The sequence below is a fragment of the Helicobacter bilis ATCC 51630 genome (assembly GCF_000686565.1).
In the GTDB taxonomy this organism is placed as follows: domain Bacteria; phylum Campylobacterota; class Campylobacteria; order Campylobacterales; family Helicobacteraceae; genus Helicobacter_A; species Helicobacter_A bilis.
Genome location: NZ_KK365988.1, coordinates 130,722 through 156,337, shown reverse-complemented (window position 1 = coordinate 156,337; position 25,616 = coordinate 130,722). Strand labels below are relative to the sequence as shown.

21 protein-coding genes are annotated in these 25,616 nt (G+C 35.2%); 10 read left to right on the top strand and 11 right to left on the bottom strand.

The window, feature by feature from the left end; all coding sequences use genetic code 11:
* Positions 1-36: 36 nt before the first annotated feature.
* From T368_RS0112365 to T368_RS0112350, 3 genes are all read right to left on the bottom strand, one after another.
* Positions 37-681, bottom strand: coding sequence for a hypothetical protein (locus tag T368_RS0112365; protein WP_004086930.1), 645 nt, complete (start codon positions 679-681; stop codon positions 37-39).
* Between the two features lie 288 nt (positions 682-969).
* Complete coding sequence (locus tag T368_RS0112360; protein ID WP_004086929.1) at positions 970-2,133, bottom strand: phage capsid family protein; 1,164 nt, start codon at positions 2,131-2,133, stop codon at positions 970-972.
* A gap of 571 nt (positions 2,134-2,704) precedes the next feature.
* Positions 2,705-3,799 carry a hypothetical protein gene (locus T368_RS0112350; RefSeq protein ID WP_004086927.1) on the bottom strand — a complete coding sequence of 365 codons (1,095 nt, stop codon included), beginning with the start codon at positions 3,797-3,799 and terminating at the stop codon, positions 2,705-2,707.
* A 342-nt stretch (positions 3,800-4,141) separates the two neighbouring features.
* Between T368_RS0112350 and T368_RS0112345 the strand changes: the two genes are divergently transcribed.
* Positions 4,142-6,562 (top strand): TonB-dependent receptor, encoded by a 2,421-nt coding sequence (locus T368_RS0112345; protein WP_004086926.1) that lies wholly within the window; start codon positions 4,142-4,144, stop codon positions 6,560-6,562.
* Positions 6,563-6,782: 220 nt separating this feature from the next.
* On the opposite strand, the gene acs is transcribed toward T368_RS0112345, so the two are convergent.
* From acs to fabD, 5 genes are all read right to left on the bottom strand, one after another.
* The gene (gene acs, locus T368_RS0112340; RefSeq protein ID WP_004086924.1) at positions 6,783-8,774 is read right to left on the bottom strand and encodes an acetate--CoA ligase; all 1,992 of its coding nucleotides are present in this window, start codon (positions 8,772-8,774) and stop codon (positions 6,783-6,785) included.
* Between the two features lie 384 nt (positions 8,775-9,158).
* Complete coding sequence (locus tag T368_RS14295; RefSeq protein ID WP_051591335.1) at positions 9,159-10,040, bottom strand: DUF268 domain-containing protein; 882 nt, start codon at positions 10,038-10,040, stop codon at positions 9,159-9,161.
* A 298-nt stretch (positions 10,041-10,338) separates the two neighbouring features.
* Positions 10,339-11,238 (bottom strand): UDP-3-O-acyl-N-acetylglucosamine deacetylase, encoded by a 900-nt coding sequence (gene lpxC, locus T368_RS0112330; RefSeq protein WP_004086909.1) that lies wholly within the window; start codon positions 11,236-11,238, stop codon positions 10,339-10,341.
* A 10-nt stretch (positions 11,239-11,248) separates the two neighbouring features.
* Positions 11,249-12,058 carry a hypothetical protein gene (locus tag T368_RS0112325; RefSeq protein ID WP_230455630.1) on the bottom strand — a complete coding sequence of 270 codons (810 nt, stop codon included), beginning with the start codon at positions 12,056-12,058 and terminating at the stop codon, positions 11,249-11,251.
* An 8-nt stretch (positions 12,059-12,066) separates the two neighbouring features.
* A complete protein-coding gene (gene fabD / locus T368_RS0112320; RefSeq protein WP_004086906.1) occupies positions 12,067-12,987 on the bottom strand; it encodes an ACP S-malonyltransferase in 921 nt (306 codons plus the stop codon).
* A gap of 597 nt (positions 12,988-13,584) precedes the next feature.
* Between fabD and T368_RS0112305 the strand changes: the two genes are divergently transcribed.
* The gene (locus T368_RS0112305) at positions 13,585-14,151 is read left to right on the top strand and encodes a hypothetical protein (RefSeq protein WP_004086905.1); all 567 of its coding nucleotides are present in this window, start codon (positions 13,585-13,587) and stop codon (positions 14,149-14,151) included.
* Between the two features lie 177 nt (positions 14,152-14,328).
* Here the strand turns inward: T368_RS0112305 and T368_RS0112300 are convergent, their stop codons facing one another.
* From T368_RS0112300 to T368_RS0112290, 3 genes are read right to left on the bottom strand one after another with little or no spacing between them, the layout of a single operon-like run.
* Positions 14,329-15,585 (bottom strand): cytochrome-c peroxidase, encoded by a 1,257-nt coding sequence (locus T368_RS0112300; protein ID WP_004086904.1) that lies wholly within the window; start codon positions 15,583-15,585, stop codon positions 14,329-14,331.
* A gap of 17 nt (positions 15,586-15,602) precedes the next feature.
* On the bottom strand, positions 15,603-16,739 hold the full coding sequence (gene thiE, locus T368_RS0112295) for a thiamine phosphate synthase (RefSeq protein ID WP_004086903.1): 1,137 nt from the start codon (positions 16,737-16,739) through the stop codon (positions 15,603-15,605).
* 32 nt (positions 16,740-16,771) lie between these two features.
* Complete coding sequence (locus T368_RS0112290; RefSeq protein ID WP_004086902.1) at positions 16,772-18,301, bottom strand: anthranilate synthase component I family protein; 1,530 nt, start codon at positions 18,299-18,301, stop codon at positions 16,772-16,774.
* Positions 18,302-18,588: 287 nt separating this feature from the next.
* On the opposite strand from T368_RS0112290, the gene T368_RS0112285 reads away from it, so the two are divergent.
* The 8 genes from T368_RS0112285 to T368_RS0112250 all read left to right on the top strand — a co-directional run bounded on the left by T368_RS0112285 (position 18,589) and on the right by T368_RS0112250 (position 25,534).
* The gene (locus T368_RS0112285; RefSeq protein WP_004086901.1) at positions 18,589-18,795 is read left to right on the top strand and encodes a DUF362 domain-containing protein; all 207 of its coding nucleotides are present in this window, start codon (positions 18,589-18,591) and stop codon (positions 18,793-18,795) included.
* 21 nt (positions 18,796-18,816) lie between these two features.
* The gene (locus tag T368_RS0112280) at positions 18,817-20,310 is read left to right on the top strand and encodes a Ppx/GppA phosphatase family protein (RefSeq protein WP_004086900.1); all 1,494 of its coding nucleotides are present in this window, start codon (positions 18,817-18,819) and stop codon (positions 20,308-20,310) included.
* Positions 20,311-20,404: 94 nt separating this feature from the next.
* On the top strand, positions 20,405-20,950 hold the full coding sequence (locus T368_RS0112275) for a DUF507 family protein (RefSeq protein WP_004086899.1): 546 nt from the start codon (positions 20,405-20,407) through the stop codon (positions 20,948-20,950).
* A gap of 3 nt (positions 20,951-20,953) precedes the next feature.
* Positions 20,954-22,099 carry a glutamine-hydrolyzing carbamoyl-phosphate synthase small subunit gene (carA, locus tag T368_RS0112270; RefSeq protein ID WP_004086898.1) on the top strand — a complete coding sequence of 382 codons (1,146 nt, stop codon included), beginning with the start codon at positions 20,954-20,956 and terminating at the stop codon, positions 22,097-22,099.
* A gap of 168 nt (positions 22,100-22,267) precedes the next feature.
* Positions 22,268-23,116: an aminotransferase class IV gene (locus T368_RS0112265; RefSeq protein WP_004086897.1), complete on the top strand. Its 849-nt coding sequence runs from the start codon at positions 22,268-22,270 to the stop codon at positions 23,114-23,116.
* A gap of 83 nt (positions 23,117-23,199) precedes the next feature.
* Positions 23,200-23,865 carry a glycerol-3-phosphate 1-O-acyltransferase PlsY gene (gene plsY, locus T368_RS0112260; protein ID WP_004086896.1) on the top strand — a complete coding sequence of 222 codons (666 nt, stop codon included), beginning with the start codon at positions 23,200-23,202 and terminating at the stop codon, positions 23,863-23,865.
* 92 nt (positions 23,866-23,957) lie between these two features.
* Positions 23,958-25,148: an MFS transporter gene (locus tag T368_RS0112255; protein ID WP_004086893.1), complete on the top strand. Its 1,191-nt coding sequence runs from the start codon at positions 23,958-23,960 to the stop codon at positions 25,146-25,148.
* 98 nt (positions 25,149-25,246) lie between these two features.
* Positions 25,247-25,534 carry a tetratricopeptide repeat protein gene (locus T368_RS0112250; protein ID WP_004086891.1) on the top strand — a complete coding sequence of 96 codons (288 nt, stop codon included), beginning with the start codon at positions 25,247-25,249 and terminating at the stop codon, positions 25,532-25,534.
* Positions 25,535-25,616 lie beyond the last annotated feature (82 nt).

Below are 25,616 nucleotides of genomic sequence, written 5' to 3'. Positions count from 1 at the left end.
CCTTAATATGACAAAGAGGCAAAGAAAGACAAAAACCTACTTAAACAATTTTTCCCATACACTCTTACTTGCTTCATACTGCAGGGCGTGTATTTGCTTATCATGCAGGGCTTGAAGTTGTTTTACTTTTTCAATCTCTAGCCTTAAATCTGCCAACATTTGCCCGTGTAATAAAAAGTCTGTTTGCAATTCAGTTATACAATTAGCATTTACTTCTTGACTCTCTTTTAACTCTTGGGGGTTAAAATCCTTAACTTCTTGCAAACTTGTTTCTAGCTTTTGGATTCTAAATGCAACTTTAGATAAAGGGTCTGCAATATCAATAATAGGCTTTGCCCTATCAAGTAAATCACTATGTAAACCCTCTTTTATCTTTAGGTTATAAATATCACCTGCATTTTTATCTGCTAAATTTTGGGTTTTATTAATCTTAGAGAGTAGATACTGACTATTTTCTGCATGTTCTTTTAAGGTTTTCTGCAACGAAATTGTAAAATCTTGTAATCCCTTAATCTCTCCTATAAGAGTATTAACCACTTCGCCTAAATTGCCCTCGCTTTTTTGTTGCTCTTTTAGCTCTTGTATTTCTTTTGTGAGATTTGTTACAATTTCTTGTAATTCTTTTATTTGTTCTTGCTGAATCTCTTTATTTTGGGCTTGTGTTTTACGCCTTAGTGCCATTTGTTATCCTTTTTTAATTTTTTAAAGCTTTCATCTTGTCATGTTGAGGCTTTGAGCTGGAAATCTTTTTTATTTTCAAAGTAGAGATACTTCACGCTAAAGCGTTAAGACATGACAAATCTGCCTGTTTGCTTTAACTGCAAACTAGAGACTTTAAAGCGTGAAGTATTTTTGATGAATTTTTGCGGTTTTCGAGTGAAAGGCGAAGGGAGTGTATATTAAATACATGACCGAGCCTTGAGCGAAGAATCCGCAAAAAGTCGCAAAAAGACAAACGCTAACTAAATTTTATTCTTTAGAATAAAACAACCCAATTGTCGCAAAATCCTGCCCACTATATTTAAGCAACCCATTATCATCTTCACCGAATCTAGCCTTAGCAATTGCCATAACTCTATCCATACCCACAGCGATTTTTCTTCCTGCATCTTTTTGTTCTACATACATTCTAGGGCTTAGATTCCCTGCGATTAACAATGCACTTGCACCAATTAAAAAGCCAATTGATACCGGCTGTGCATCTGCATAATCACTAGGCTTTACAATCTTATTATGTGTGTTATCTTTATTTAAAAAGCGTAAAAAGTCTTTATCTTTGACTTCACTATTACATAATCCCGCTGCTGCTTCACTCCATACGCCAAAGTCTAATACTGGACAGCCATCAATCATACCTACTAATCCCATAAAAAGATTATTGCTAGCTCCTCTCTCCCCTGCGTATTTTTGCATATCTCGCCATTCTTCATCATTCTTTAATTGCTGGATTCCATAGCTATCAAGCATGATAATATAAGAATAGTGCATTGTGCTTATACCGCCATTACTCATGCTTTGTGCGCGTATTGGTTTAAGTGGGAAAATCTCTCTATTTTTATAATCAATGCCAGTCCTTGCTAGAAAAATCGCCCTGCGGATTGCTTTAACACTGATTGTATCGCCCTTTTGTATCTTTTTACTTGCATTTTTGACACTTGTTTCGGCTGTGGTGTCTTTGTAGCCATTTGTTTGGTCTGCTACTACGCAGTTTGTTAAATCATTTGTTAAAGCGGCGATAAATTGCTTATCTCTTGTATCCATCATCCATGTAGCAAGGCTATCTTTTGCTTCTTTTTCAAAGTCTATAAACTGCATTTCACTATAATGAAATACTGGGCTTAATAAACCATTACCGCTAATTTTTGGGTAAATGGTTTGGTTTAGGATTTCCATTTCATCGTAATTTGTTTGAAATTCCTCATTATCTTGGACTCCTGTGCCGGTCAATCTTGCTTTAAGTCGTGGGCGGAATGGCTGTTTATTTGCGATTTGATAGCTTCTTATGCCTCTGTCGCTTCCTTGCCCTACAAGTGGTTCAAAAGGGCTTTTAATCCAACTCATAGACTCTATTTCTTTTCCAATCTCAATGCCTATGTTAGGGTTATTTATAATATCTGTTAGAGTGTAACTCATTTTTTAGCTCCTGTGTTGTGAGTATTTGTTTTGTATATTAGTTTGTTTTTTTATTTATTTAAAGGGGGGGGATATTTTATTTTTTATTTTTTATTTTTTCTTAGCTTTCATTTTGTGGTAACATTTCAATGATTTTAATACTTTTATAGTAGTCATTATCGCTTAGATAACTCCTACTATAAAAGTATTAAAAAACATTAAAAGCCCACCATCAATCTTGGAAAGCTTTGTTTGTCTTTTGCATGGTTTTACGGCTTTGTTTGCTTTGCTTTGTGGTGTTATTTTATGTTGTGTAAAAACATGTTAAAAACAAAGCCTCCTTTCTGTTACTCTCTAGCATTGTAACAAATTGTAATGTTTTTACAAGTTTTGTTAATACGGCTTCTCTAACAAAAAGAATAAATAGCAATAAAGCTATTATAATAACTTTGCATTTAAGCATGTATCCTCCTTTCTGGCTCTTGCTAGAAAAGAGAAAATTGCCGCTTAAGTTCGTAGCTTAAGCGGCAGTAAAATTATACTTCAAATCTACAAATAAAAGATTCTTTAGCAAAACAGAGGCTAACAAAACTTAAAGCATTCCATTTTGTATTAAATTATCTAAATTCTTATCTGTTGTATTTTGTGGTAAGCCATGATTCTTCCCATCGATTGCAAGTTGTGTAACAAGTTTGCCTATTTCTTTTTGTAAGAAAGATTTATCGACTTTGCGTTTTAGCGTAACCCTGTGTGTGATAAGGAAGCGATAATATGTTACTATTGTGCTTTCACTATTTTCGCCTAAACCTCTTTCTTCCACTGCATATGCTTGAAAATTAAACTCCCCTGTTGCAATGCTATCTACATAAAAATATTCTGTTTCTTGTGTATGTCGAAACCCCTCGTTATCATAACTTGCTCTAAATACTTTATGATTACTATCTGTAAATACATAACTTACTGCTTGAAACTCGGCTTTTTCTAGGAGTAAATCTGTCCTACTTAAATCAACCTGTCTTAAATAAAATCTTTTGTTTGCATTCTCTTCTTTACTCTCAAATTCCTTTTGTTTTATCTCTCTTTGTTTTGTGTAGTTTTCTATAATCTTTTTTGCTACTTCTTCACTTGGAGGGTTTCTTTTGCCCTGTGTTTTTTCTTTGCAAATATGTGGGGAATAAAACCATGCCTCTTTACTTTCTGTTAATTCTACAAAACCAAACTTTAACTTACTCTCTTCACTTAATTGGCTGTATAGATTCATATAATCCCTATAATATCTATCTATGCTTTCATCGATTAAATCAAGCTTTAAATAATGCGTGATTTTTGGCTGATAGCCCTCTTTGTATCTGTTTTGTGAATCTTTTAGCTGTTTGTGTGCGATTTGATTATTAAAGCGTTTTATGCTTGGGTTTATTTCTTGTTCTTGCATATCTGTTGGGATATGTGATTTTACTTCGCAAATATCGTTATATTCTGGCAAAGCCTTATATCTTTTGCAATAATGCAAACTGCATAATGCCAAAACGCCGCCTTTTACCACTTGTGTAACTGCTGCCTGATGTGCTAAATCTTTTGTAATATCAATTTCTTGTGCTTTTTCTAGCTTTAGATCAAAGCCTCTTTTACTGAACTCATAGTCATAATGATTACTTCCTGCTTTTTCTTTACTCTGTCTGTTTCGCATAGTATCTAGAGTCTAGATATTTTATTGAATGATACACTACTTTATTCCCCTATACTTTTTTGTTTAACACAAGATTTTATTCTTTTAGATATTTTCAATAGAATAATATTTTTTAACCTTGCATTACAAACCAAGATTCTAAAGTTTTAAGATAGCAAATTACTTTATTAGACACAATCTCAATATTTTTATCTCATACAATTCCTATCTATCTAAAATATAGTTACGAAAAGTAACATATTTTACTTAAAATATTTAATATTCAATTATGCAAGTAATTATTATAAATAATATTTTATATAATTATAATATTAATTCTTATTTTATATTAGGAATATTTCAATGTGTAATATACCAACACAAAAAAGTTCAAAACTCATTCTATCTGCTGCATTACTAAGCATATCTTTAAGTCAAAGTTTATGTGCGAATGAAATAGCGACAGATGATAAACTAGCTGCCCTGCTAGATTCTAAAAAAAGTGATACAGATACGCAGACAAAACGACTAAATGCTGTGGTAACCTCTAGCACAGGCTTTGACTTACCACTCAAAGATGAGGCAAAAAATATTGTATTGATAGACAAAGAAGAGTTGCAAAACAAGGGCTTTTTAAATCTCAATCAAGCTTTGCAATACAGCCCTATTATCACTTTTAATAGCAATGGATTTGGCAATAATATAGACCTAAGGGGTCAAGGACTAGATTCCAATCGTGCGGTGAAAATCCTAGTCAACCGTGTGCCTATATCCCTGCTAGATACCTCTCATGGCGTTTCGCCCTACAATAATATAGATATTGAGAATATAGAAAGGATAGAGATAATACCCGGCGGTGGGGCTGTGGTGTATGGTAATGGCACAAGGGGTGGGGTTATAAATATTGTTACAAAAATGCCAAGCAAGGATTTTAACTGCGTAGTATTAAAAGCGATAAGTGGGGAGAGTGTGGGGCTTCAAGGTGGGAGTTTAAGCATTGCTAGTGGTAAAAAATTGAGTGAGAATCTATTCATAAAAGGCGATGTGAGTGCGGGATATACGCCCGGGGCGCGTAATGCTGCGGGTGTGGCTACTGATAAAAGTGAGATTAAAGCCTTTAGCAATGATAATGAGACAAATCTCTACACCGCCTTTCAAGCCCTATATAATCCCACTAAGAATCAAAAGTTTGACTTTAATATAAGCTACTCACACTCATGGCAAAATATCCCTCTAAGCTATCTCTCATATACTTCTACTATTAGAAATAGTGGTATCAATTCAACAACAATCACAAAAGATGAAAGCACCATAAAAAAAGAGCGAAACAATCCAGATGAATACACCATAAAAACGCAAAATGACTCCCTGCAAACTTCACTTAACTACACGACAAAATGGAGTGAGAATCTAGACTTTGATGCGTTAGCCTTTTATCAATTCTCACTTACAAGATATATGGAGTATGAATACTGCATTAGCACAAAGGTAACGGCAGCAATGTGTCCAGCGGGTATCATGGATATGGGAAAGCCTAGCGGATTCCAAAATCATGCCGCAGGACTGAATCTAAAGGCAAAATACACAACGACAAATAATACACTTATACTAGGACTTGATAATATCCTAGAATCTTCAAAGCGTATAAATCATATCGATCACTTTTTTCCTATGTATGCAAGAGGGACAACCATATCTTTTAGGGCTGCTTCACAACAAGCTGCACAACAACAAATGATCCACTATATAACAAACATCACAAATACCGCCATAAAGCTATCAAATAGTCTCTATGTATTTGATAGCTTTAGCTTGACAGATTCGCTAAAGCTTAGTGGTGGTGTGCGTCTAGAGTATTCTAACTATTGGATGCAAAATATCCAAGACTATTGGCAAAAAACAAAAAACACTGGCGGTAGCAACACAACAGAATCTAGCGAATATCTTAACTTCAAAGACCACGCACAAAACCTAAGCTATGCCGCAGAAATCACACCAAGCTATCAATACAGCGATGCAGGCAGCACTTATGCAAAGCTAGAGTTAGGCTTTATAAGCCCTAGTGCTTTTCAAATGATTAATGCCGATCCAAAGTCAAGCACGAATGGTAGCAATGGCATGTTAAACAAAAATGAAGCAAACGGCATTAAACCAGAGCAATATATCACCGCTGAAATAGGCATGAAAGATGAGCTTCACTTTAGCTATATCTCTGCGACACTTTTTTATACGCATACATTTAATGAGATTTTTGTAAATAATATCACGCATGGCACAGCCTATACATACAGCAATCTAGGGCAGACACAAAGAGTAGGTGCAGAACTTAACGCACAACAAAGCTTTTTTGATACTTCATGGCTAAGACTAAGTGAAAGTATAGGCATGCTTTATACAAATATATTGCAAACAAATGTAGCAAACGCCCATTTGCAAGGCAACATGGTGCCTTATGTCCCATGGCTTAAAGCAACTCTCAATATAGAATCTGATATTTTACGCACAGAGACATTAAGCCTTACACTCTTTTTCAATAATACCTACATTTCACAATCACTTGATTCTACAAGTGGCACAAGTAGCACAGCGGGAAAAAGTCATATTATGAATAAGGGTGGCTATGTGCTGAGTGATTTAGGTGCTATGTTTAGTATTAAAGATTTAAAAATTAATGTCGGCGTGCGAAATCTTTTTAACTCTTGGTATGCTACCTATCAAAAATACCCACTCTATGCCCCAGCCCTTGGTAGAAACTATTATGCGGAATTGAGATATAATTTTTAGTGCAATTTCTAAGAATTTAGAAGCTTGAAGAGTTGTGGTATCTGTGGAGATAGTTTTATAATTGCATCTGCATCAAAACAACATATAAGACATTGCAGTAAATCTTTAGCTTTATTTGCAATTTAAGAAAATAAAACTTATTTACAATTTACAATGATGAATTGCCACAATGCCACATGTTTAGCATGGAATATATTAAACACTTCATAGCTACTTTAAACTACTCTGCATTTTTTGCAATTTGTGCTATCTTTTCTACGATTTGTGGGTCTTCTAATGTGCTTACATCTTGTGTAACTGCCTCATTTCTAGCGATTGCTTTTAAGATTCTACGCATAATCTTACCGCTTCTAGTTTTTGGTAAGCCCGGCACAAATAGGGCTGCCCCAAGCTTTGCGATATTGCCTATCTCTTTACTTAAAATGCGATTAATCTCTTTTATAATCTCAAGCTCTTCAGCGGTATTATCCACCACACCTTCATGCAACACAATATAGGCAAACAAACTCTCACCTGTTATAGAATCTAATCTACTCACACATGCACTTTCTGCGACACTTGGGTGCTTTGCAATGGCAGACTCAATCTCTGCAGTGCCGATTCTGTGTCCGCTAACATTCACAACATCATCAGTTCTACCTGTGATAGTGATATAGCCTTTTTCATCAATGATCGCCCCATCGCCTGAGAAATATACTGGTTTGCCATCTTTTTTCACTTGTTTAAAGTAGCTATCCACATATCTGTCTGGATCGCCCCAAATGCCTCTAATCATTGAGGGCCATGGCTTTGTGATACAAAGTAGCCCTTGCTCTCCGGGGGCTGCTTTTGTCCCATCTTCATGCAAGACTTCTGCGATGATTCCGGGTAATGGCAAAGTAGCACAACCGGGGCGAATAGGTGTAGCACCGGGTAGTGGGGTAATCATATTGCCACCTGTTTCTGTTTGCCACCATGTATCAACGATAGGGCATTTACTACCACCGATCTCTTCATAAAACCATTTCCATGCAGTAGGGTTAATAGGCTCACCCACTGTGCCTAAAACTTTTAAAGAGCTTAAGTCATAATTCTTTGGTTCATTCTCAGCATGTGAATGCAACATGCGAATGGCAGTCGGTGAAGTATAGAATTTATCTACCATATATTCTTCTATCATCTGCCACCATCTGCCATAGTTTGGATATGCAAGTGTGCCCTCATAAATAATAGTCGTAGCCCCACACGCTAAAGGACCATAAATCAAATAAGTATGCCCCGTAATCCACCCAACATCAGCGGTGCACCAAAAATTATCAGAATCTTTAATATCAAAAACCCATTCCATAGTCATCTGTGCATACAAAATATAGCCCGCACTGCTATGCTGCACACCTTTTGGCTTACCCGTGCTACCGCTTGTATAAAGCAAGAATAGTGGATCTTCTGAATCCATAGGCTCTGGCTCAAATGTGCTTTTTTCATGGGCTACCATCTCATTATATGAGTAGTCTCTCCCTCTCACATAGTTTATATCACAATCATTACGCGTTACTACAAGCACCTTTTTCACACTAGGACATGCATTATCTTCCAACGCCTTATCTACTGCTGGTTTTAGCATATAGGGCTTTCCTTTCCTAAACGCACCATCAGCAGTAACCACTAGCTTTGCCTCTGCATCTTGGATTCTATCCCTTAATGCTTCTGGGCTAAATCCACCAAATACAACGCTATGAATAGCCCCAATTCTAGCACATGCAAGCATAACAATAGCTACCTCTGGAATCATAGGCATATACAGCACAACCCTATCGCCTTTTTTAATGTCAAAGTGATTTTTCAATAAATTTGCAGTTTTATTGACCTCTGTATAAAGTTTGCGATAGGTAATGACTTTATAATCGCCCATCTCGCCCTCAAAAATGATAGCAACTTTATTTTTCTTAGTCTTTAAATGTCTATCAATACACTGATAAGAAACATTTAGCTTACCACCCTCAAACCACTTGTAAAAGGGGGCATTATCATCATTTAAAACACGATTAAAATCCTTAAACCAGTGAATCTTCTCTCTAGCTTGTTTCGCCCAAAAGCCCTCATAATCAGTATCTGCCTCATAGCACAAGTCCTCATATTCACACATATTTTTAATCCGTGCTTGTTTGGCAAACTCTCTGTTTGGTTTAAATATCTGCTTTGCAAACGCCTTGTCTTCATCAATATTTTGCATTATGTTCTCCTTATCTGTGCTTTTTTATTAACACTTGATTAATTTAATATAATCTCAAATTCAAAAAAATGCAACTTAATTAACAATGAAAAAAACTAAAAGTAAGATATTGTTACTTTTATACCCATGAAATTTATAATGAAAAGCACAAAAATGTATCAAATATTCCAAAATTACTCATGCTTGAGATCTAAAATGTGTTAAAGTCCTGTTTGGTGCGTCAGCATGATTGTTCATTTGCAACATAATGTATAAAATATTAAAGTGTCATAAATTACAGCATAAACAAAATGCATGGTGTTTAGGCGCAACACTAAAGAGTATATGCACCTATATGTATTTTGTTTATTTTTGTTTCTTACATTCAAATTTTTCAACAACTTCTTATAATTTTTGAAATATCATCAGTGCTGTTGCAGAATCTTGATTGCATAAAAAATGAAGATTGGAATCATCAGTAATAGTCTTACCATCTTTCTGATATATGCAGGGGTAAGTATCTAAATCATGCCCTTTAAGGAAATGCAACTCGTTGAGAGACATTTCTTTAAGCGTATCGCAAATTGTATTTAGTCTAAAGATTCTACCTGCATTAAAACGCAATTTGTCTTGTTTGCCAATCTGTGCAGCTAGATAAAATCTACCACCATTCTTTAGCACTCTTTGAACTGATAATAATGCAAGTCGCCACGCATCTGGATTAATAGGTTCTCCATAAATCCCAAGCCCAAAGCCATCAAGTGCACCCATGATTGAAAAAGATTCAATGCTATTATCTTCTATGCCATGCAGTGTTGTTATGTCGGATTGAAGGCAACTTACCCCCCCCCCCCATATATCTTTAAATAGCGAAGTATTGAATCTATCTGTTAAATCTCGAATATCAATAAGCACAATATTTATTCCCATAGGTATAAGCAGTGTAGTGAAACCACAAAAACTTGACCCACAATCATAATGGCTTGAAGGCTTATGTTTATACACTTGCTTTGCTCCCCACAAATCCCTCACATAAGTTGGAATATAGCTGATCCCATGTTCTGTATTAATGTATTTAAGATCGCGAACAATATATTCATTTTTAGAATCCATGACGAATCTTCCATCAGTATTTAACGCATTGTAACGCTCCCTATCTTGTTGTATATCTTTCTTGCTTGCCCAAGGCACTCGCCAATCATAAAAATCATAAGGCGATACTGCCCCAACTTTTCGCGCTATCTTTCTCACTGCTCTTCGTATTTGTTTTACCAACCACCATGGCATAATAATCCTTTGTTTTTTAATAAATAAAAATGCTAATTGTAGCACAAAAATGATTTTGTAACTAGTCTTGCTCTCAACTTATAAATACATAATTTCACGCAAAAGAAACCTAATAAAGCAATACATTATATCCACCACGCCCTGAATCATTATTTCTATCAGCAACAAAAACAAATTTAGATCACAACAATATATTCCATGCAAAAAGATAGAATCAAATAAATATCACCTAAAATGCAAGAAACACAAATCGGTAAAACACAGATTACAAAATGAGATTCTATACTTTACTTAGAATCTAAGCCTTTACTTTTGCGGGGACATAGGCTTTTTGTGTGTCTTTTACCTTGTCTTGTAAATCTACAATGCTATACGCATGGGCTGCGCTTAAAAGCTTTTTTGTTAAAAAGTGATTGAGCTTATGGCTACCTGCAAAAGAGATATATCCACCAATGACTGGCATACCAAGCAGGGACATATCACCGATTGCATCAAGAATCTTATGCCTTACAAACTCATCTTTATATCGCAGTCCTTCAGCATTCATAATGCCTTTTTCATCAAGCACAATGCAATTATCAAAGCTACCGCCAAGCCCTAAGCCCATGGCTCTAAGCTGATTGACTTCCTGTAAAAATCCAAAAGTCCTAGCCCTTGCTATCTCTTCTTTATATTTTTGTGTGCTAAACTCAAACTTATAGCTTTGCTCCCTTATAGCTTGATGTGGGAATTTAATCGTAAAATCAAAGGTTATAGAATCACTTGGCATAAGTCGCACAAATTTACCGCCCTCTTCTACCTCAACAACTTCTTTAATCTCAATAGCCTTTTTTGGTTTATCTAGCTCTTGTATCCCAGCCTCTTCTAATAGCATACAGAATCCTATGCTTGATCCGTCCATAATAGGCACTTCCTCATTATCAAGGATAATGCGTATATTATCGATACCATAGGCATGTATGCTAGAGAGTAAATGCTCGATTGTAGAGACTTTTGCCCCATTTCTACCAATCACAGTTGCCATAGTCGTATCAATCACATTTTCTATCTTAAGTGGTATGCTAACCCCCATATCACTACGATAAAAGACAATGCCACTATCACTTGGCAATGGCTCTAATATCATTTTCACTGGCACACCTTTATGTAGTCCAATGCCTACAAGCTCCACTTTTTTTGCTATCGTTCTTTGTTTCATATTTATCCTTTTATAGAAGCTCACATAGAGAGATTTCGCCATTTTCTATGGTAAGCATTTTTAGCTTTTTGCTACTTTTTAGCCGCTCAAGCATTTTCCCTTCCACAATGACATTTTGCAAAGAGATTCTACCCATATCAAACTCTCCAATGATAATATAATCGCCAAAACACTCTAATATTCCATGACATTTACCATAAATATGTAAATTTCCACTGCTTTTTATCAAAGCACCCTCATGTATATCTTTAATAAAAGCAGCATGAGATTCTAAAATAATCTCTTCGCCACTGCGGATAGTGCGTTTAAAGGTTACCATAGGCATGGATTCTATATCACTTATCAAGCCATTTCGTGCTTGTTTTATAGAATCTTTTATAGGTGTAGAATCTAGTTTAGAATCTTTAGAATCGCTATCTTTCAAAGTGTTACCAATAGAAACAGATTCTATACTTTTTTGATTAAGATTCTCATCATTACTATCCATAACAACTCTTGCTAAGTCATTAGAATCTAGAGTGATTTTAATCTTTTTTACCGCAGTATTTTGCTTGTCATCATGTGAAGTAGTGCTTTGGTCTTGTATAGGGGCTTCTGTGATAAGCTGTTTTACTTTGCCTGATTGCAGTATCTTTTTATTCTCAACCTTAAAGGGCATAGCCCCTAAATCACATAGAAATTCGCGTATTTCTGGCGTAATATCATCATGAAATGCAAGTAATCTATCTCGCATAAAATCCGCATTATACTGAATATAGGCAAGAATCTCATCAAATGAGCCTTTCTCAAACTCAAACACACAAAGATGTCTCTGTCGCATTTTTACCATTATAATGACCCAAGCCCTTGTATTGACTGCACTGAGTTTATGCTTATTGTGGGTATATCGCTGATTTTATTATTTAATCCCGCTAATACGCTTCCATTGCCAAACTCTATAAATTTTGTTATTCCAAGCTCTTTTGCCTTGCTTACACATTGATGATATAGCACAGGTTTTATAAGCTGCTGTGTGAGATTTTGCAAGGCTTCTTCTTTTGTTTTGTATAAAGAGAGATTTGCATTTGAGATAATCTCTATATTGCTATCATTAATGCTTGTTTCTAAAAGTTCTTTGAAAGGTGGTATAGAATCTTGTAATAAAGGACAATGACTTGCTACACTCATTTTTAATAATAATGTGCGTTTTGCCCCTGCCTCTTTCAAAGTGTCGCTTACAGATTCTAAGTCCTCTTTAATCCCTGCTAATACGACTTGCCCCTCCATATTGTAGTTTGCTGCCCAGACTTGTTTGCCTTCTTTTTGTGCTTTTATACAAATTTCTTCTAATACATTTGTAGCAAGTCCCAAGCAGACCATCATACCCACATTCTTATTTTTACAGGCTTCTGCCATAAACTGCCCTCTTTTATGTGTCAAATATATAGAATCTCCAAAATTTGCCCCACCATTGAGACAATACGCACTTACTTCGCCTAATGAATGCCCAAAAGCAATCTCTGCCTTTATGCCATACTCTTTTTCTACAATTTTATGAGCCATAGCACTGACTAGAAAGATGGCTGGTTGTGTGTATTGTGTCTCATTTAGCTTTTCTTCATCGTCATAAAGTATCTTTGCCATGTCTTGCTTTAAACTATCACTTGCCTCTTCTAAAAGCATCTTTGCAATAGAAAAATTTTCAACAAAGTCTCTACCCATGCCCTTAGTTTGTGAGCCTTGCCCGGGATAAATAAAGGCGTATTTCATTCTCTTTCCTTTCATTATTTAACTTAAAATCTACATGTTTAATAGCGAAAAATCCAAAACATTAAGTATAACATTATTTTGCAAAGTTACATAATAAAGCTATGTTTTATTATCTCTATGACAACCCTTATTTCATATCTATTTAACTTTTATATGTGCTAACTCTATTTTTATAGATATTGCATAATATCGCCCTGCCCTACCCTATTTCTACTAGATTCTATAATGTGAGCAAAAATGCTTCTAGCTTTTCTTTATTTTGGTCTTTTGATAAAGTTTTACTTTGCAAAATGGAATCTAAATCTTTATTTTGCAAATTTAAGCCTAATAAATCCAATAAGATTCTTTTAAACTCATCGTTAGATTCTATCTTTAAAACTTCATATTGTTTTTATGTCTCTTTAAAGGCAAGTATAAATAGTGGACAATACTCTCTTAATCTAGCAATAGAATCTTGTATGGTATTAAGCTCATGTGCTATTTCAATAGGATTTGTAAGCAGCATATATTGTTGTTTTTTTTTTTTGTTAAAATACCACTTTTACAAGAATCTAATGAGATTCTTAGTCTTATAAGAATTTTTACAAAAGGGACATTATGTTTGACTTCACGCTAGACTATAAAGAACAGCAATTTTTTGGATTCCAGCGATTTTGCTTATTTGTAGGCATTGGGTTTATTATACTTTTTTCTTTATTTTGGAGAGCCTATAATATCCCAAATATCCCTACTTGGCTTGCACCCATTGGAATTGCAGCAGGAGTTATGCTTCTTTCACAAAAAGGGCGATTTGCTAAAGCCGGTATGCTTATGGGCTATGCGTGGCTTATGGCGTGTTTTATCTACTCTTTACTCTTTTTTAGCTCACTTATTGAAGTAAAAGACATAGAGCTTACATCTTTCCTTGCAGAAACAGAAACTTTTCTCTATACGCAAGGCTTCATCACGCTAGAAGATATGAATGAGGTAGGGCTTACTTCGCTTCAGCCTTACATACGCGATGTCTTTTTATCTGCTCATATCGGTGGGCTAATCTACTCTGCCCTTGGACTTATGCTTACACTTTTACGCTTTACACAAAAGATTTTACCCCTGCTTTTTGTGTGTTTTAGTTTAAGCTTACCGCTTGTGTGCTATATAGCCACCTTTTTTGCGTGGATATAGAATCTAGCTTGTATGCGTTGTAGCAAGGAGTGATTTTGCAAAGTTACATAATAAAGCTATGTTTTACTCTCTCTATGACAACCCCTATTTCATATCTATTTAACTTCTATTTATACTAACTCTATTTTTATAGATATTGCATAATATCGCCCTGCCCTGCCCTATTTCTACTAGATTCTATAATGTGAGTAAAAATGCTTCTAGGGCTTCTAGCTCTTCTTTATTAAGATTTAATGGTTGTATAAGCTTTGAAGTCTTTGGGGTTAATATAGCATGTTGTGTTTTTGTATGTGTGGGGAATCCGGCGTTATACATATTGATGACACCTTTTAATGTAGGAAATATGCCATTGTGCATATAGGGCGCACTTTTTGATACTGCTATGAGTGAGGGCGTTTTAAACGCACCTAAATCTTTTTCATCTTTAGTTATCTCATATCGTCCTAAATCCTCTAGCTTTCTACCATAAAAGCTTAAGCCAATATTATGAAACTCCCCATCGCTTAATGCCACTCCATAATGGCAATTCATACACCGCCCTTTTGTGCGAAAAATATGTAGTCCATAAATCTCTTTATCACTCAAGGCTTTATAATCGCCATTTAAAAAGCGATTAAAACGCGTATTTTTAGGCACAAGACTTCTTTCATAAGTCGCAATGGCTTTTGCTATATTCTCTTTTGTGATAAGTTTTTTGGCTAATGTGATTTGCTCTTTTGGTAGAGTTTTGCTTTGAAGAAGAGAATCTAAATCTTTATTTTGTAAATCTAGGCTTAATAAATCTAATAAGACTTTTTTAAACTCTTCTTTAGATTCTATCCCTAAAACCTCATATTGTTTTTGTGTCTCTCCAAATGCAAGGATAAATAAGGGGTAATACTCTCTTAATCTAGCAATAGAATCTTGCATAGCATTAATCTCATGTGCCATTTCAATAGGATTTGTAATCGGCATAAGGGCTTGAGATTCTAAACCCTTAGCCCTTCCGTCCCAAAATAACTCATCAAAAAAGCCACTCATCATAATATTTGGTGCATTGCGTTTTCCCCTTTGTCTATCATGTCCAAAGCTAGTTTTTATAGAATCTCCAAAGGCTAACTCTGGATTATGGCAACTCGCACAAGCTATCTGTCCTGATTTTGAGAGTTTTGGCTCAAAAAAGAGTTTTTTACCAAGTAGCATTTTTGCTTCTGTGTAGGGATTTTCTTTTGTATCTTTTGCTATTTTTGGCAGGGCTTGCATTTCTTTATAAGAGATTCCATCATCAATATGTGGTTTTTCCCATTCACTTACCGGTTTGCTATATTTTGCCCTATATTCATTATATTGATCGCCCTCTTTTGTATGTGCATATACAACGCCCTGTAATGAAGTAATGCTAACGAGCATATACGCACACAAAAAGCCTGTAATAATATATGTAACTTTTTTCAATTTTCATTCCTTTTAGATTATTTAGTCTGCCATGCGGCTATAAGATTCTTTGCATTAGCAGTTATGTAGTTATAATCGCTATCTTTTAGATCTTCTGTCTTAAATGGTGCAAGATTTTTAGAATCTTGGTTTTTAACCGCTTGGGTGGGTGCAGGGTTTAGGGGTGCATTTTGACTAGAATCTTGATTCTCTAAATTTGCGCCCTTGTCTATACAATTTGAACGATTAAGCGAATTGTGATGGATAGTCATATCGCTTAAATAACTCATATCTTCTAATTCACTTAAAGCCCCTAAAGTCATATGGCAACTGCTAGAATTTGTGGTTTTGTTTGCGTGGTTTGTTGTTATAGATTCCAGAATCTTGTCATGTTGAGCCTTTGAAAAAGGTGAAATATCTTTATGTGAAGTCGTTATAGAATCTAGAATTTGTTTGTCATTTTGAGTCATAGGCGAAAAATCTTTTTTAGATTCCATGCTAGATACTTCGCCTAAAGGCTCAGTATGACAAGTGGTTATTTTAGTATCTAGTTTATCCGCCAAATTTGGGTAGGCTGCGGGGTTTGGGGCGTAATTTTTAGAATCTATATTCCACAAACTAGAAATCACAGCAATCATATCACATTCTTTTAGTAAAGATACATTATCTACACAAATGCCACCTATGCCACATATTGGAATCTTTAGTTTATGTTTAGCTTCTACTATAACGCTTAAAGGACAAGGCTTAGCGTCCCTTTTTGTAGGTGAGGGAAAGAGAGACCCAAAAGCTACATAATCGACTTTAGCACTCTCATAGCGTTGTGCTAACTCTATGCTATCATAGCAACTCACCCCTATAATACCCTTAAAAGATTCTCTAATATCCAAAAGCTGTGATACTTCATCTTTGCCTAAATGCAGCCCACTTACCCCAAGCTTTATAGCAAGCTCATATCTATCATTTAACACAAAAAGCACATTATTTTCATTACATAAGGCTTGTAATTCCCCCACAAGTCCTATAATCTCACTATCTTTAGAATCTTTATCTCTATATTGAAATATCTTTAAACCACCTTGTATTGCTTTTTGCAATTGTGCTATTAAAGTCTTTGTAGGCGTTAGCTTTGTATCACTGATACCATAAAGCCCTTTTAATCTCGTATTTTTCATATTTCACTCTCTTTGGATTCTAAACTTAGAATCTAATCTCTAGTAGGTTGTATCAAAATATCATAAAGGGCTTTCATTTTATTACATGTTTCAATATATTCATTTGTAGGGATAGAATCCATGACAATGCCTGCTCCAGCTTGTAAATAATAGATCCCATCTTGCAATACCGCAGAACGCAAAGTAATCGCAGAATCCAAATCACCATTTCTAGTAAAATACAAAATCGCACCAGAATAAATAGATCGTTTATGCGTCTCATATTGTGCGAGTTTTGTGATCGCTTCAATCTTTGGTGCTCCACTCACCGTTCCCGCAGGGAAACATGCCTTAAAACAATTATTATTATCCCGCCCTTCCATAATCTCACCACATATCTCTGATACAATATGCATAACGCTTGAGTATCGCTCAATAACTCTAAACGCATTAATCTTTACACTTCCTATCCTAGCATTTCGCCCAATATCATTTCGCCCTAAATCAACAAGCATTAAATGTTCTGCATTCTCTTTCTCATCTTCTAGCAATTCTTGCTCTAAGATTCTATCCTCTTGTGCGTTTGCCCCCCTTTTTCTAGTCCCAGCGATAGGTCGCAAAGTCTGTATATTATCCTTGCATTGCAGCATGACTTCAGGACTAGCCCCAATAACGCTAAATGTCCCAAAATCTAAATAATACATATATGGGCTTGGATTATTATGTCTTAATGTCTCATAGAAATACAGCGGATTCATATTGCTTTTAATAGCGATAGCTCGACTAAGCACGCATTGTAAAAATGTGCCCTTATAAATCTCATCTTTAATCCTTGCTACATTCGCTTCATACCATTCTTTAGAATCTTCATACACAATGCTAGATTCTAAAACCTTATGCCCGTTTAAAAGCTCATTTGTCTGTGTATTTTGTAGTGATAGAATCTCTTGCTGCAATACTTCTAGCTTTGCCTTAGCCCCATTATCTAGTGAATTTATCACAATATACATAGAATCATAAAAATGATCAAATACAACGCATTCTTGCGGGAATACAAGCAGGGCTTCAGGTGCATCATATAGGCTTTCTTGCTGAAATACCACATTTTCACATTCACTAAAAAATTCATAGCCAACATAGCCTAGCCCACCAAGTGGCAAAGGGAGAGATTCTAAAATCTTTGGGATTTTAGGCAAAGCATTTCTAAAAATTTTTGCTAGTTCTAAAAAATCAAAACTCGGCTTATCTTTTATGCGGTTATTTTGTATAGAAAGAATAGAATCTTTTAGCTGCATTAAAAAAGGGGGCAACTCTTTATATTCTGTAAGATTTGATAAAGAAAAGCTATTTGCCCCATTTTTTGGAGAATCTTTTATATAGGTTTCAAATGTATAGTCTTTATCTCTTTTTTGTAAGCCAAAATTTACATTACGAACAATTATAGAATATCGCCCTTTACCGCTTTCAAGTGAAGCAGATTCTAATAAAAAATGGGCGTTAATGCCCTTATATACTGCAAGTGGTGTATGCATATTCGCATTCATATAAGTATAGGCAAACTGCGTATCTTCTTGCTTTATCATAAATCCCCTTTATTAACTACTTGTGTTTCTTTTTTGGAATCTAAACTCTATTTGGATTTTATACTAAAAATTTTACTGAACACAATATTTACTTTATAAAGATTCCAAACATTAAAAATCATAAATTATAGCAAAATATTATGAAGTGTTTAGCCCTATCCCCTATATAAAACACTCTAAAAAATATCATCAAACAAAACTATCACATAGTTTTCTAGTTTAAGTTTTATTGTATAATACACAAAGTTTTTAACCAAAATCTTTAACACAAAATATTAGGAAATAAAATGTCTTCACTTGTTATTCTCAATCAATGTATTGCTTGTGATGCGTGTCGCGATGTATGTCCTACACAAGCCATTAGCATTGGAGAGCCCATTTATATCATCGCACAAGACAAATGTATTCTTTGTGCGGGTTATGCAGAAAGCCCAAATTGCATAGAAGTCTGCCCTGTTGATGCGATTATTGATACAAAAGATATGGGGCATTAACCTTACTTATAAAGGATAACTATGGCAAAAATTACAACGATTATAGATATTGGCTCAAACTCGGCAAGAATGGCGATCTTTCAAAAAACAAGTCGCTATGGATTCCACCTTATCCATGAGTTAAAATCAAAAGTGCGTATTTCTGAAGGAAGTTATGAGCATGATTCTTATTTACAACCACAAGCGATGGCAAGGGCTTTAAACGCATTAAAAGAGTTTAAAAAAGTAAGTGATTCACTAAAGAGTAGAAAGCTTATATGCGTAGCGACTTCAGCCCTGCGAGATGCACCGAATAAAGCCGAGTTTATAGCACGAGTCAAAAAAGAATGTGGCATTGCTATAAAAGTTATAGACGGCACGAAAGAAGCCTATTATGGTGCGTTAGCTTGTGCGAATCTATTGCATGAAAAAAGTGGTGTTACTATTGATATTGGCGGTGGTAGCACAGAGCTTGCCTGTATTGAAAATGGCGTGATACAAACGATGGTATCACTCAATCTAGGGAGTATCCGCTTAAAAGAGCTATTTTTTGATCACAATAACATGCAAGAAGCATATAAGTATGTAAGAAAGTATGTAAAAGAACATATAAAAGATATTAAAGCCTTTTGTGCGAGTTCATCTTTTATGAAAAATCTTAATGTATTTGGGATTGGCGGGAGTATTCGTGCGTATGCGAAATATGAAATGGATTTAGAATCTTATGCGTTTAATTTTCTGCATGGCTATGAGCTTTGTGTAGAAAATATCTTAGAGCATTTAGAGACGATTATACATGCGAGTAATGAGTGGCTTTTAGAGAGTGGCTTTGAAGAGGGGCGTATAGATTCTATACGACCAGGCTTACTTATTTTACAAGTGATTTTAGAGGAATTGAGTGCGAAAAAGCTTATTATAAGTGGTGTTGGTGTGCGTGAGGGGGCGTTTTTAAATGATATGTTGCGTTATCATCATGGAAAGCTTCCAAATAATATTAATCCAAGTGTAAGATCCCTGCAAGATATTTTTCTCACAAGCCTTGATGATTCTAAAACAATCAGCAAACACACAAAAACACTTTTTAATCTTTTAAAAGAGCCTTATGACTTAGAAGATTCTCACCTGCAAGCCTTGCAGGTTGCTAGCAAACTCTATAATATTGGTGCAAACTTTAACTTCTATCAAGCACATAAACATAGCGCCTATATCGCACTGCATTCACTGCATTATGGCTTTGGACATAAAGAGCGTTATACAATCGCCACGCTTTTAGAATCTTCGCACAAAAAGCGACCAAAAATTATCACCCAAACACTTGAGAATCTTTTGCCACAACACGATGCCCTACAGATTCTAAGCTTTATTTTCGCTTTAAGCGTAGCCCTTGCCAAAGAGAAAAAGATAGCACTAGAATTTAGAGATTATACCCTTTCTATCAGCATACACGCCCTGCCTTTGCAGCAAGCATTAAAAGAGATTGTATTGCCACGATTAGAAGAGTATCCGCGACTAGGTTTTATCGTCAATGAGATATGATTGTGAAATCTTATTGCCTTGATAAATTTATGTTATAATAAGCATTTTTATTTTAATAAAAACATAATGCAAATGGTTCTAAATAGGGGAAATCATGAAACTAAAACCACAACACGCACAATTCTTAGCAGAACGCATTATCCTTGAGTTAAGTCGCTCAAATCTAGTCCAAATTAATGCCGCTTTACCGAATCTAAACCGCCTTACCACAACACTCATAAAAGAAGATATGCAGCAGGAATACGCTATAGAATCTAAAGCAAGGGAATTGCTAGAAGCACACCAAGATACAATCGAAGAAGATGAAGTCAATGAAAAGCAACTCTTTGCGATGATAAAAAAGCAGCTTGCAAAAGAAAAGGGTTTTCTACTTTCATATAAAGAGCGTTACAGCCAGTTAGCCCATGATATTCTAGACGCACTTTTTGAAGAAAGCTATATTGATTTTAATGTGCCAGAAAATGTTGTGAAAAACTTTGTTATAGAATCTATTGATTCATACTTTGATTTCCACGAGCATGCTTATGATAATGCGGTTGAAAAAATCAAAAATTATAAACGAAAGTTAATTCCGGGCAGTGAAGAGTATGAGTTGATTTTTGCAAAACTCTATGAAGAAGAACTCAATAAAAGGGCTTAAGCAATGAAACTACATGATATATGGCTCTATTTTGCGAATGGGCTTTTATTACAAGCAAAAGGCTTTGGCAAGGAAGGCACAGCCATTGGTGAAGCAGTCTTTAATACCTCTATGACAGGCTATCAAGAGATTATTAGTGATCCAAGCTATGCGGGGCAGTTTATTGTATTTTGTATGCCAGAGATTGGCATTGTCGGGTGTAATCCGCAGGATATGGAGAGTAGAAAGCCCTTTGCAAAAGGTGTGCTGATTAGAAATCTAAGTAGCATTAGCTCGAATTTTCGCTCTACGCAGGATTTGCAGTCATTTTTCATTGAGAATAATCTTATAGGGATTTGTAATGTCGATACGCGGGGCATTGTGAAAATGTTGCGTGATAATGGGGCTATGATGATGATCGCATCAAGTGAATTAAGGGATAGAGAATCTTTGCAGAAAGCCTTATTATCGGCTAAAAAGATAGAAGAGATAAATTATGTCGCAGAAGTTAGCACAGAAAAACCCTATATACATGATGAAAGCACTTTTGATTTTACTAACTTTTCATATCCAAAAATTGATATTAACGATAAGACAAAGAAAAAAATTATAGCCATCGATTATGGTATAAAGCGAAATATTCTAAATGAACTTAGCCAAGTAGGACTAATCGTAGAAGTTGTGCCGCATACCTTTGATGCAAAAACTTTAATAGAGAGATACAAGCAAAAAGAGATTAGTGGCATTTTTTTAAGTAATGGTCCGGGAGATCCTGTGTTATTGCAAGACCAGATTGAAAAGATCAAACTATTTATTAAAGAAAAGATTCCAATCTTTGGAATCTGTCTAGGACACCAGCTTTTAAGTAACGCGCATGGATATACTACCTATAAGCTTAAGTTTGGACAGCATGGTGGCAACCACCCAGTGAAAAACATGCAGACAAACACACTTGAAATCACCGCACAAAATCACAACTACAATGTGCCAGAATCTATAGTAGAAGTCGCTACTATCACGCATAGAAATCTTTTTGATAATACGATTGAAGGGGTCTATTATAAAGATTCACCTATCTTTTCAGTCCAGCACCACCCAGAATCAAGCCCGGGACCACGCGAAGCAAGTAAGCTTTTTGCTGAATTTAGGGATTTAGTGGATAGGGTGTAGATTTATTAGAATCCTTGTGCTATTCATATTTTCTATGACTTTAAAAAATATGAGAGTTTCACAAGTCTTACACGCACACAAAAAATATGAATCCATATTGTTTCTCTTTTAAACCTTTTTAAATAAGATTCTAAAAAATATAGATCTCATCACTAGGAACAAAACATTATGGACTTTTCTTTGATTGAAACAATGCTGCTACACAAAGATTCTGTATTTCTTTTGCATTCTCATTTATATAGGCTTTATAATAGTGCAAAAGCATTGGGCTTTAACTATACAGCCATAGAATCTGCTTTGAAACACTTAGATATAAATACACCGCATACCCATAAAGATTTAAATATATTAGAATCTTTAGAGATTTTAGCCAAATCTAGTTTGCCAAACAGAGACATACAATATCATATTATGAGATTAGAATCTTTTAGTTATTACACTCAATATAATAAAACAAACATGCTAGATTCTACACTTTATAACGATAACGCAAATGCCACTCTGTGTTTATGGGATTCTATACATACGCTACAAAAGTTACTGCAAATAGGAAATAATGATTTTATCGCAAACGACTTCTCATTTTGCCGCCTACTCTTAACAAAAGAAGGGAATCTTACATATAGCATTCAAGCATTACAACCCATAAATAATGCTAAAGTAAGATTAGCCACACTTGATACTATAACGCCACTAAGCTATCATAAAACTACAAAAAGAGAGCATTTCAAAGACGCTACGACAAGCATTGCTAAAAATGAATGCTTTGATTATATCTACATAGATAAGGACAGCAAGATACTTGAAGGCTCAAGAAGCAATATTATAATTGCTAAAAATGGTAAATACTACACACCACCACAAAGTTTAGGAATCCTTGCTGGGACACTGCGTAATACTCTTATAAAATGTGGTATATGCACTGAAAAGATTCTATATAAAAAGGATTTATATGAAGCAAGTGAGATGTATTGTGTCAATTCCATTCGGGGCATTATCCCTGTAAATCTTGCATAATTTACACGCCATTGACGCACAAAGCGATGAAATCTACAAAAATAGGCTATAATCCTTAGCTAGATTCTACATAAAGGCATTTTATGGATACAAATCCAAATATTTTATTATATATATGTGCGTATTTAATCGGTAGCATTCCTTTTGGTGCGTTGCTTGTAAAGATTTTTGCGAAACAAAATATTTTAGAGATAGGCTCAAAAAGCACAGGGGCTACAAATGTATATCGTGCTTTTGCTGCAATCTCTCCGCAAAAAGCAAAGTTTTTCTCACTGCTTACCTTATTGCTTGATGCGTTTAAGGGGCTGTTTGTCGTGCTTATCGCAAAGCTTATGGGTTTAAGCTTTGAGACACAATATGCCATTGCTATTCTTGCGATACTAGGGCATTGTTATAGTCCATTTTTAGGCTTTAATGGTGGAAAAGGTGTCGCCACTGCTATTGGTAGCGTTTTGCTTTTAATCCCAGTTGAGGGGGTTTGTGGGCTTATTGTATGGGGGATTGTTGGCAAGGTGTTTAAAATCTCTTCGCTTTCATCATTACTTGGGGTTTTAAGCGGTATTGTTTTAACCTTTGTTATACCAAATATATTTAGTCTGCCAGAATCTATTAATATCAACGCACAAATTGGCACACATGTCCCTGTTGTCTTAATTGGAATTATCATTATAAATACACATTGGGAGAATATCAAGCGTTTAGCATTAAAGCAAGAACAACAATTTACAGATAGCACTAAAACTGCATAGTATTATGTGATTTAACCATGCTAGATTCTAATAAAGGTATTACAAGTAGCAATTCTCAATATAGCTTAAAGATTTAAGGATTTGGAGTTTATATGCCAGAGATTCCACAAAATAGACTTGAACAGAAATTATACACCATTACACATCGTCCAACCTTTATGTTTGCCCTCTTTTCAAGCACATCTATGACGGTGCTTGGTGGGACTATCATTGCTACTTCAATACCTGCTATTGAGAATCACTTCGCACATATTCCACATATTGAGACACTTTCAAAACTTGTGCTTACTTTGCCTGCTTTGTTTATCATGCTATTTTCGCCTTTAAGTGGAGTTTTAATCGATAAGTTTGGCAGGTTAAAATTCCTTATTGCTTCTATGTTTTTATGGAGTGTGAGTGGTGTCATTGGTGCGTTTTGGGATAATATCTATTGGATTTTATTTACAAGGGCGCTTTTTGGCATTTCAACCGCATTTGTTATGACAGCTGCAAGTGCTTTAGTAGCAGATTATTATGTAGGGGAAGAGCGGCAAAAAGCCCTTGGATTGCAAGGCTTTGCTACTGCTTGTGGGAGTGCGTTATTTATGTCGCTTGGGGGGATTTTAGCCCATTTTGATTGGCATTATCCTTTTTATGTATATGGACTTGGAATCTTTTTAATGCTTTTTGTTGCTACCACACTTTTTGAGCCTCGCCCTCTTAAGAAAGTCGCACATGTAGAGACTTCTAGCAAGGAATTTAAAATTATATCTATACTGCCTTGCTATTTCTTTGGCTTTGTTATTATGATTGCTTACTACACTTCACCAACGCAGATTCCCTATCTCATCACACAGAATCTAGGACATAGTGAAATGCTTGTGGGATTCTGTATCTCTGCATCTGCCTTTGCGTATGGCACTTCATCGCTTTTTTATCCACGCATACGCAACTTTTTATCTGTTAAAGGGATTTATATCGTTGGATTCTTATGTATGGGGAGTGGATTTTTACTCATTTATGTATTGCATAATATTTATGCGGTGGTGCTGGGACTACTTTTAGTTGGCATTGGCGGCGGGGCAATCATTGTTAATAACTCTTCATTTCTGCTTTCAATAGTCCCAAAAGAACACATTGGTAAAGCCATTGGAATCTTGAGTGCTACGGCTTGTTTTGGGCAGTTTGTATCGCCATTTTTCTCACAGCCTATCGTGCAGCGTTATGGTATTATAGATTTATTTTTATATGTTGCATTATTGCTATATGCTATGTCAATGTTATCTCTTATAAAGCCAAAATAAAAAGATTCTATAAAATATTATGCAAAACTTGCAAAAAAAGTAAAAAATGTGAAATTTTACATTACAATTCATACTTATTTTATTGTAAAGGATTTGATATGCGTAAATTTATCTGCGTTATGGCAATGTTAGGATTTTGTGCTACTTCTATGTTTGCAGCAACTCTTGATGAAGCAAATAAGGCATATAATGATGGCGACTATGCAAAGGCTATAGAATCATATAAAAAGCTATGTGATGAAAAAGAGGCAAAGGCATGTTCTAGTCTAGGCTATATGTATCGCAACGCAAAAGGTGTGAGTGAGAATACAACACTAGCCCAAGAGTATTACAAGAAAGCGTGTGATTTAGGTGATAAAGAATCTTGCACGAATGCAAACTGGTAATCTTTAATAATTTGATTATGTTGTAGTTTGTATAGAATCTTTCAAGCATTTTACACTAAGCCTACTCTCTAACTATAAATCC

Excerpts from the sequence above, each read along its gene's own strand:
- T368_RS0112365 (WP_004086930.1), bottom strand. The coding sequence starts at position 681 with ATGGCACTAAGGCGTAAAACACAAGCCCAAAATAAAGAGATTCAGCAA.
- T368_RS0112360 (WP_004086929.1), bottom strand. The coding sequence starts at position 2,133 with ATGAGTTACACTCTAACAGATATTATAAATAACCCTAACATAGGCATT.
- T368_RS0112350 (WP_004086927.1), bottom strand. The coding sequence starts at position 3,799 with ATGCGAAACAGACAGAGTAAAGAAAAAGCAGGAAGTAATCATTATGAC.
- T368_RS0112345 (WP_004086926.1), top strand. The coding sequence starts at position 4,142 with ATGTGTAATATACCAACACAAAAAAGTTCAAAACTCATTCTATCTGCT.
- acs (WP_004086924.1), bottom strand. The coding sequence starts at position 8,774 with ATGCAAAATATTGATGAAGACAAGGCGTTTGCAAAGCAGATATTTAAA.
- T368_RS14295 (WP_051591335.1), bottom strand. The coding sequence starts at position 10,040 with ATGCCATGGTGGTTGGTAAAACAAATACGAAGAGCAGTGAGAAAGATA.
- lpxC (WP_004086909.1), bottom strand. The coding sequence starts at position 11,238 with ATGAAACAAAGAACGATAGCAAAAAAAGTGGAGCTTGTAGGCATTGGA.
- T368_RS0112325 (WP_230455630.1), bottom strand. The coding sequence starts at position 12,058 with ATGCGACAGAGACATCTTTGTGTGTTTGAGTTTGAGAAAGGCTCATTT.
- fabD (WP_004086906.1), bottom strand. The coding sequence starts at position 12,987 with ATGAAATACGCCTTTATTTATCCCGGGCAAGGCTCACAAACTAAGGGC.
- T368_RS0112305 (WP_004086905.1), top strand. The coding sequence starts at position 13,585 with ATGTTTGACTTCACGCTAGACTATAAAGAACAGCAATTTTTTGGATTC.
- thiE (WP_004086903.1), bottom strand. The coding sequence starts at position 16,739 with ATGAAAAATACGAGATTAAAAGGGCTTTATGGTATCAGTGATACAAAG.
- T368_RS0112290 (WP_004086902.1), bottom strand. The coding sequence starts at position 18,301 with ATGATAAAGCAAGAAGATACGCAGTTTGCCTATACTTATATGAATGCG.
- T368_RS0112285 (WP_004086901.1), top strand. The coding sequence starts at position 18,589 with ATGTCTTCACTTGTTATTCTCAATCAATGTATTGCTTGTGATGCGTGT.
- T368_RS0112280 (WP_004086900.1), top strand. The coding sequence starts at position 18,817 with ATGGCAAAAATTACAACGATTATAGATATTGGCTCAAACTCGGCAAGA.
- T368_RS0112275 (WP_004086899.1), top strand. The coding sequence starts at position 20,405 with ATGAAACTAAAACCACAACACGCACAATTCTTAGCAGAACGCATTATC.
- carA (WP_004086898.1), top strand. The coding sequence starts at position 20,954 with ATGAAACTACATGATATATGGCTCTATTTTGCGAATGGGCTTTTATTA.
- T368_RS0112265 (WP_004086897.1), top strand. The coding sequence starts at position 22,268 with ATGGACTTTTCTTTGATTGAAACAATGCTGCTACACAAAGATTCTGTA.
- plsY (WP_004086896.1), top strand. The coding sequence starts at position 23,200 with ATGGATACAAATCCAAATATTTTATTATATATATGTGCGTATTTAATC.
- T368_RS0112255 (WP_004086893.1), top strand. The coding sequence starts at position 23,958 with ATGCCAGAGATTCCACAAAATAGACTTGAACAGAAATTATACACCATT.
- T368_RS0112250 (WP_004086891.1), top strand. The coding sequence starts at position 25,247 with ATGCGTAAATTTATCTGCGTTATGGCAATGTTAGGATTTTGTGCTACT.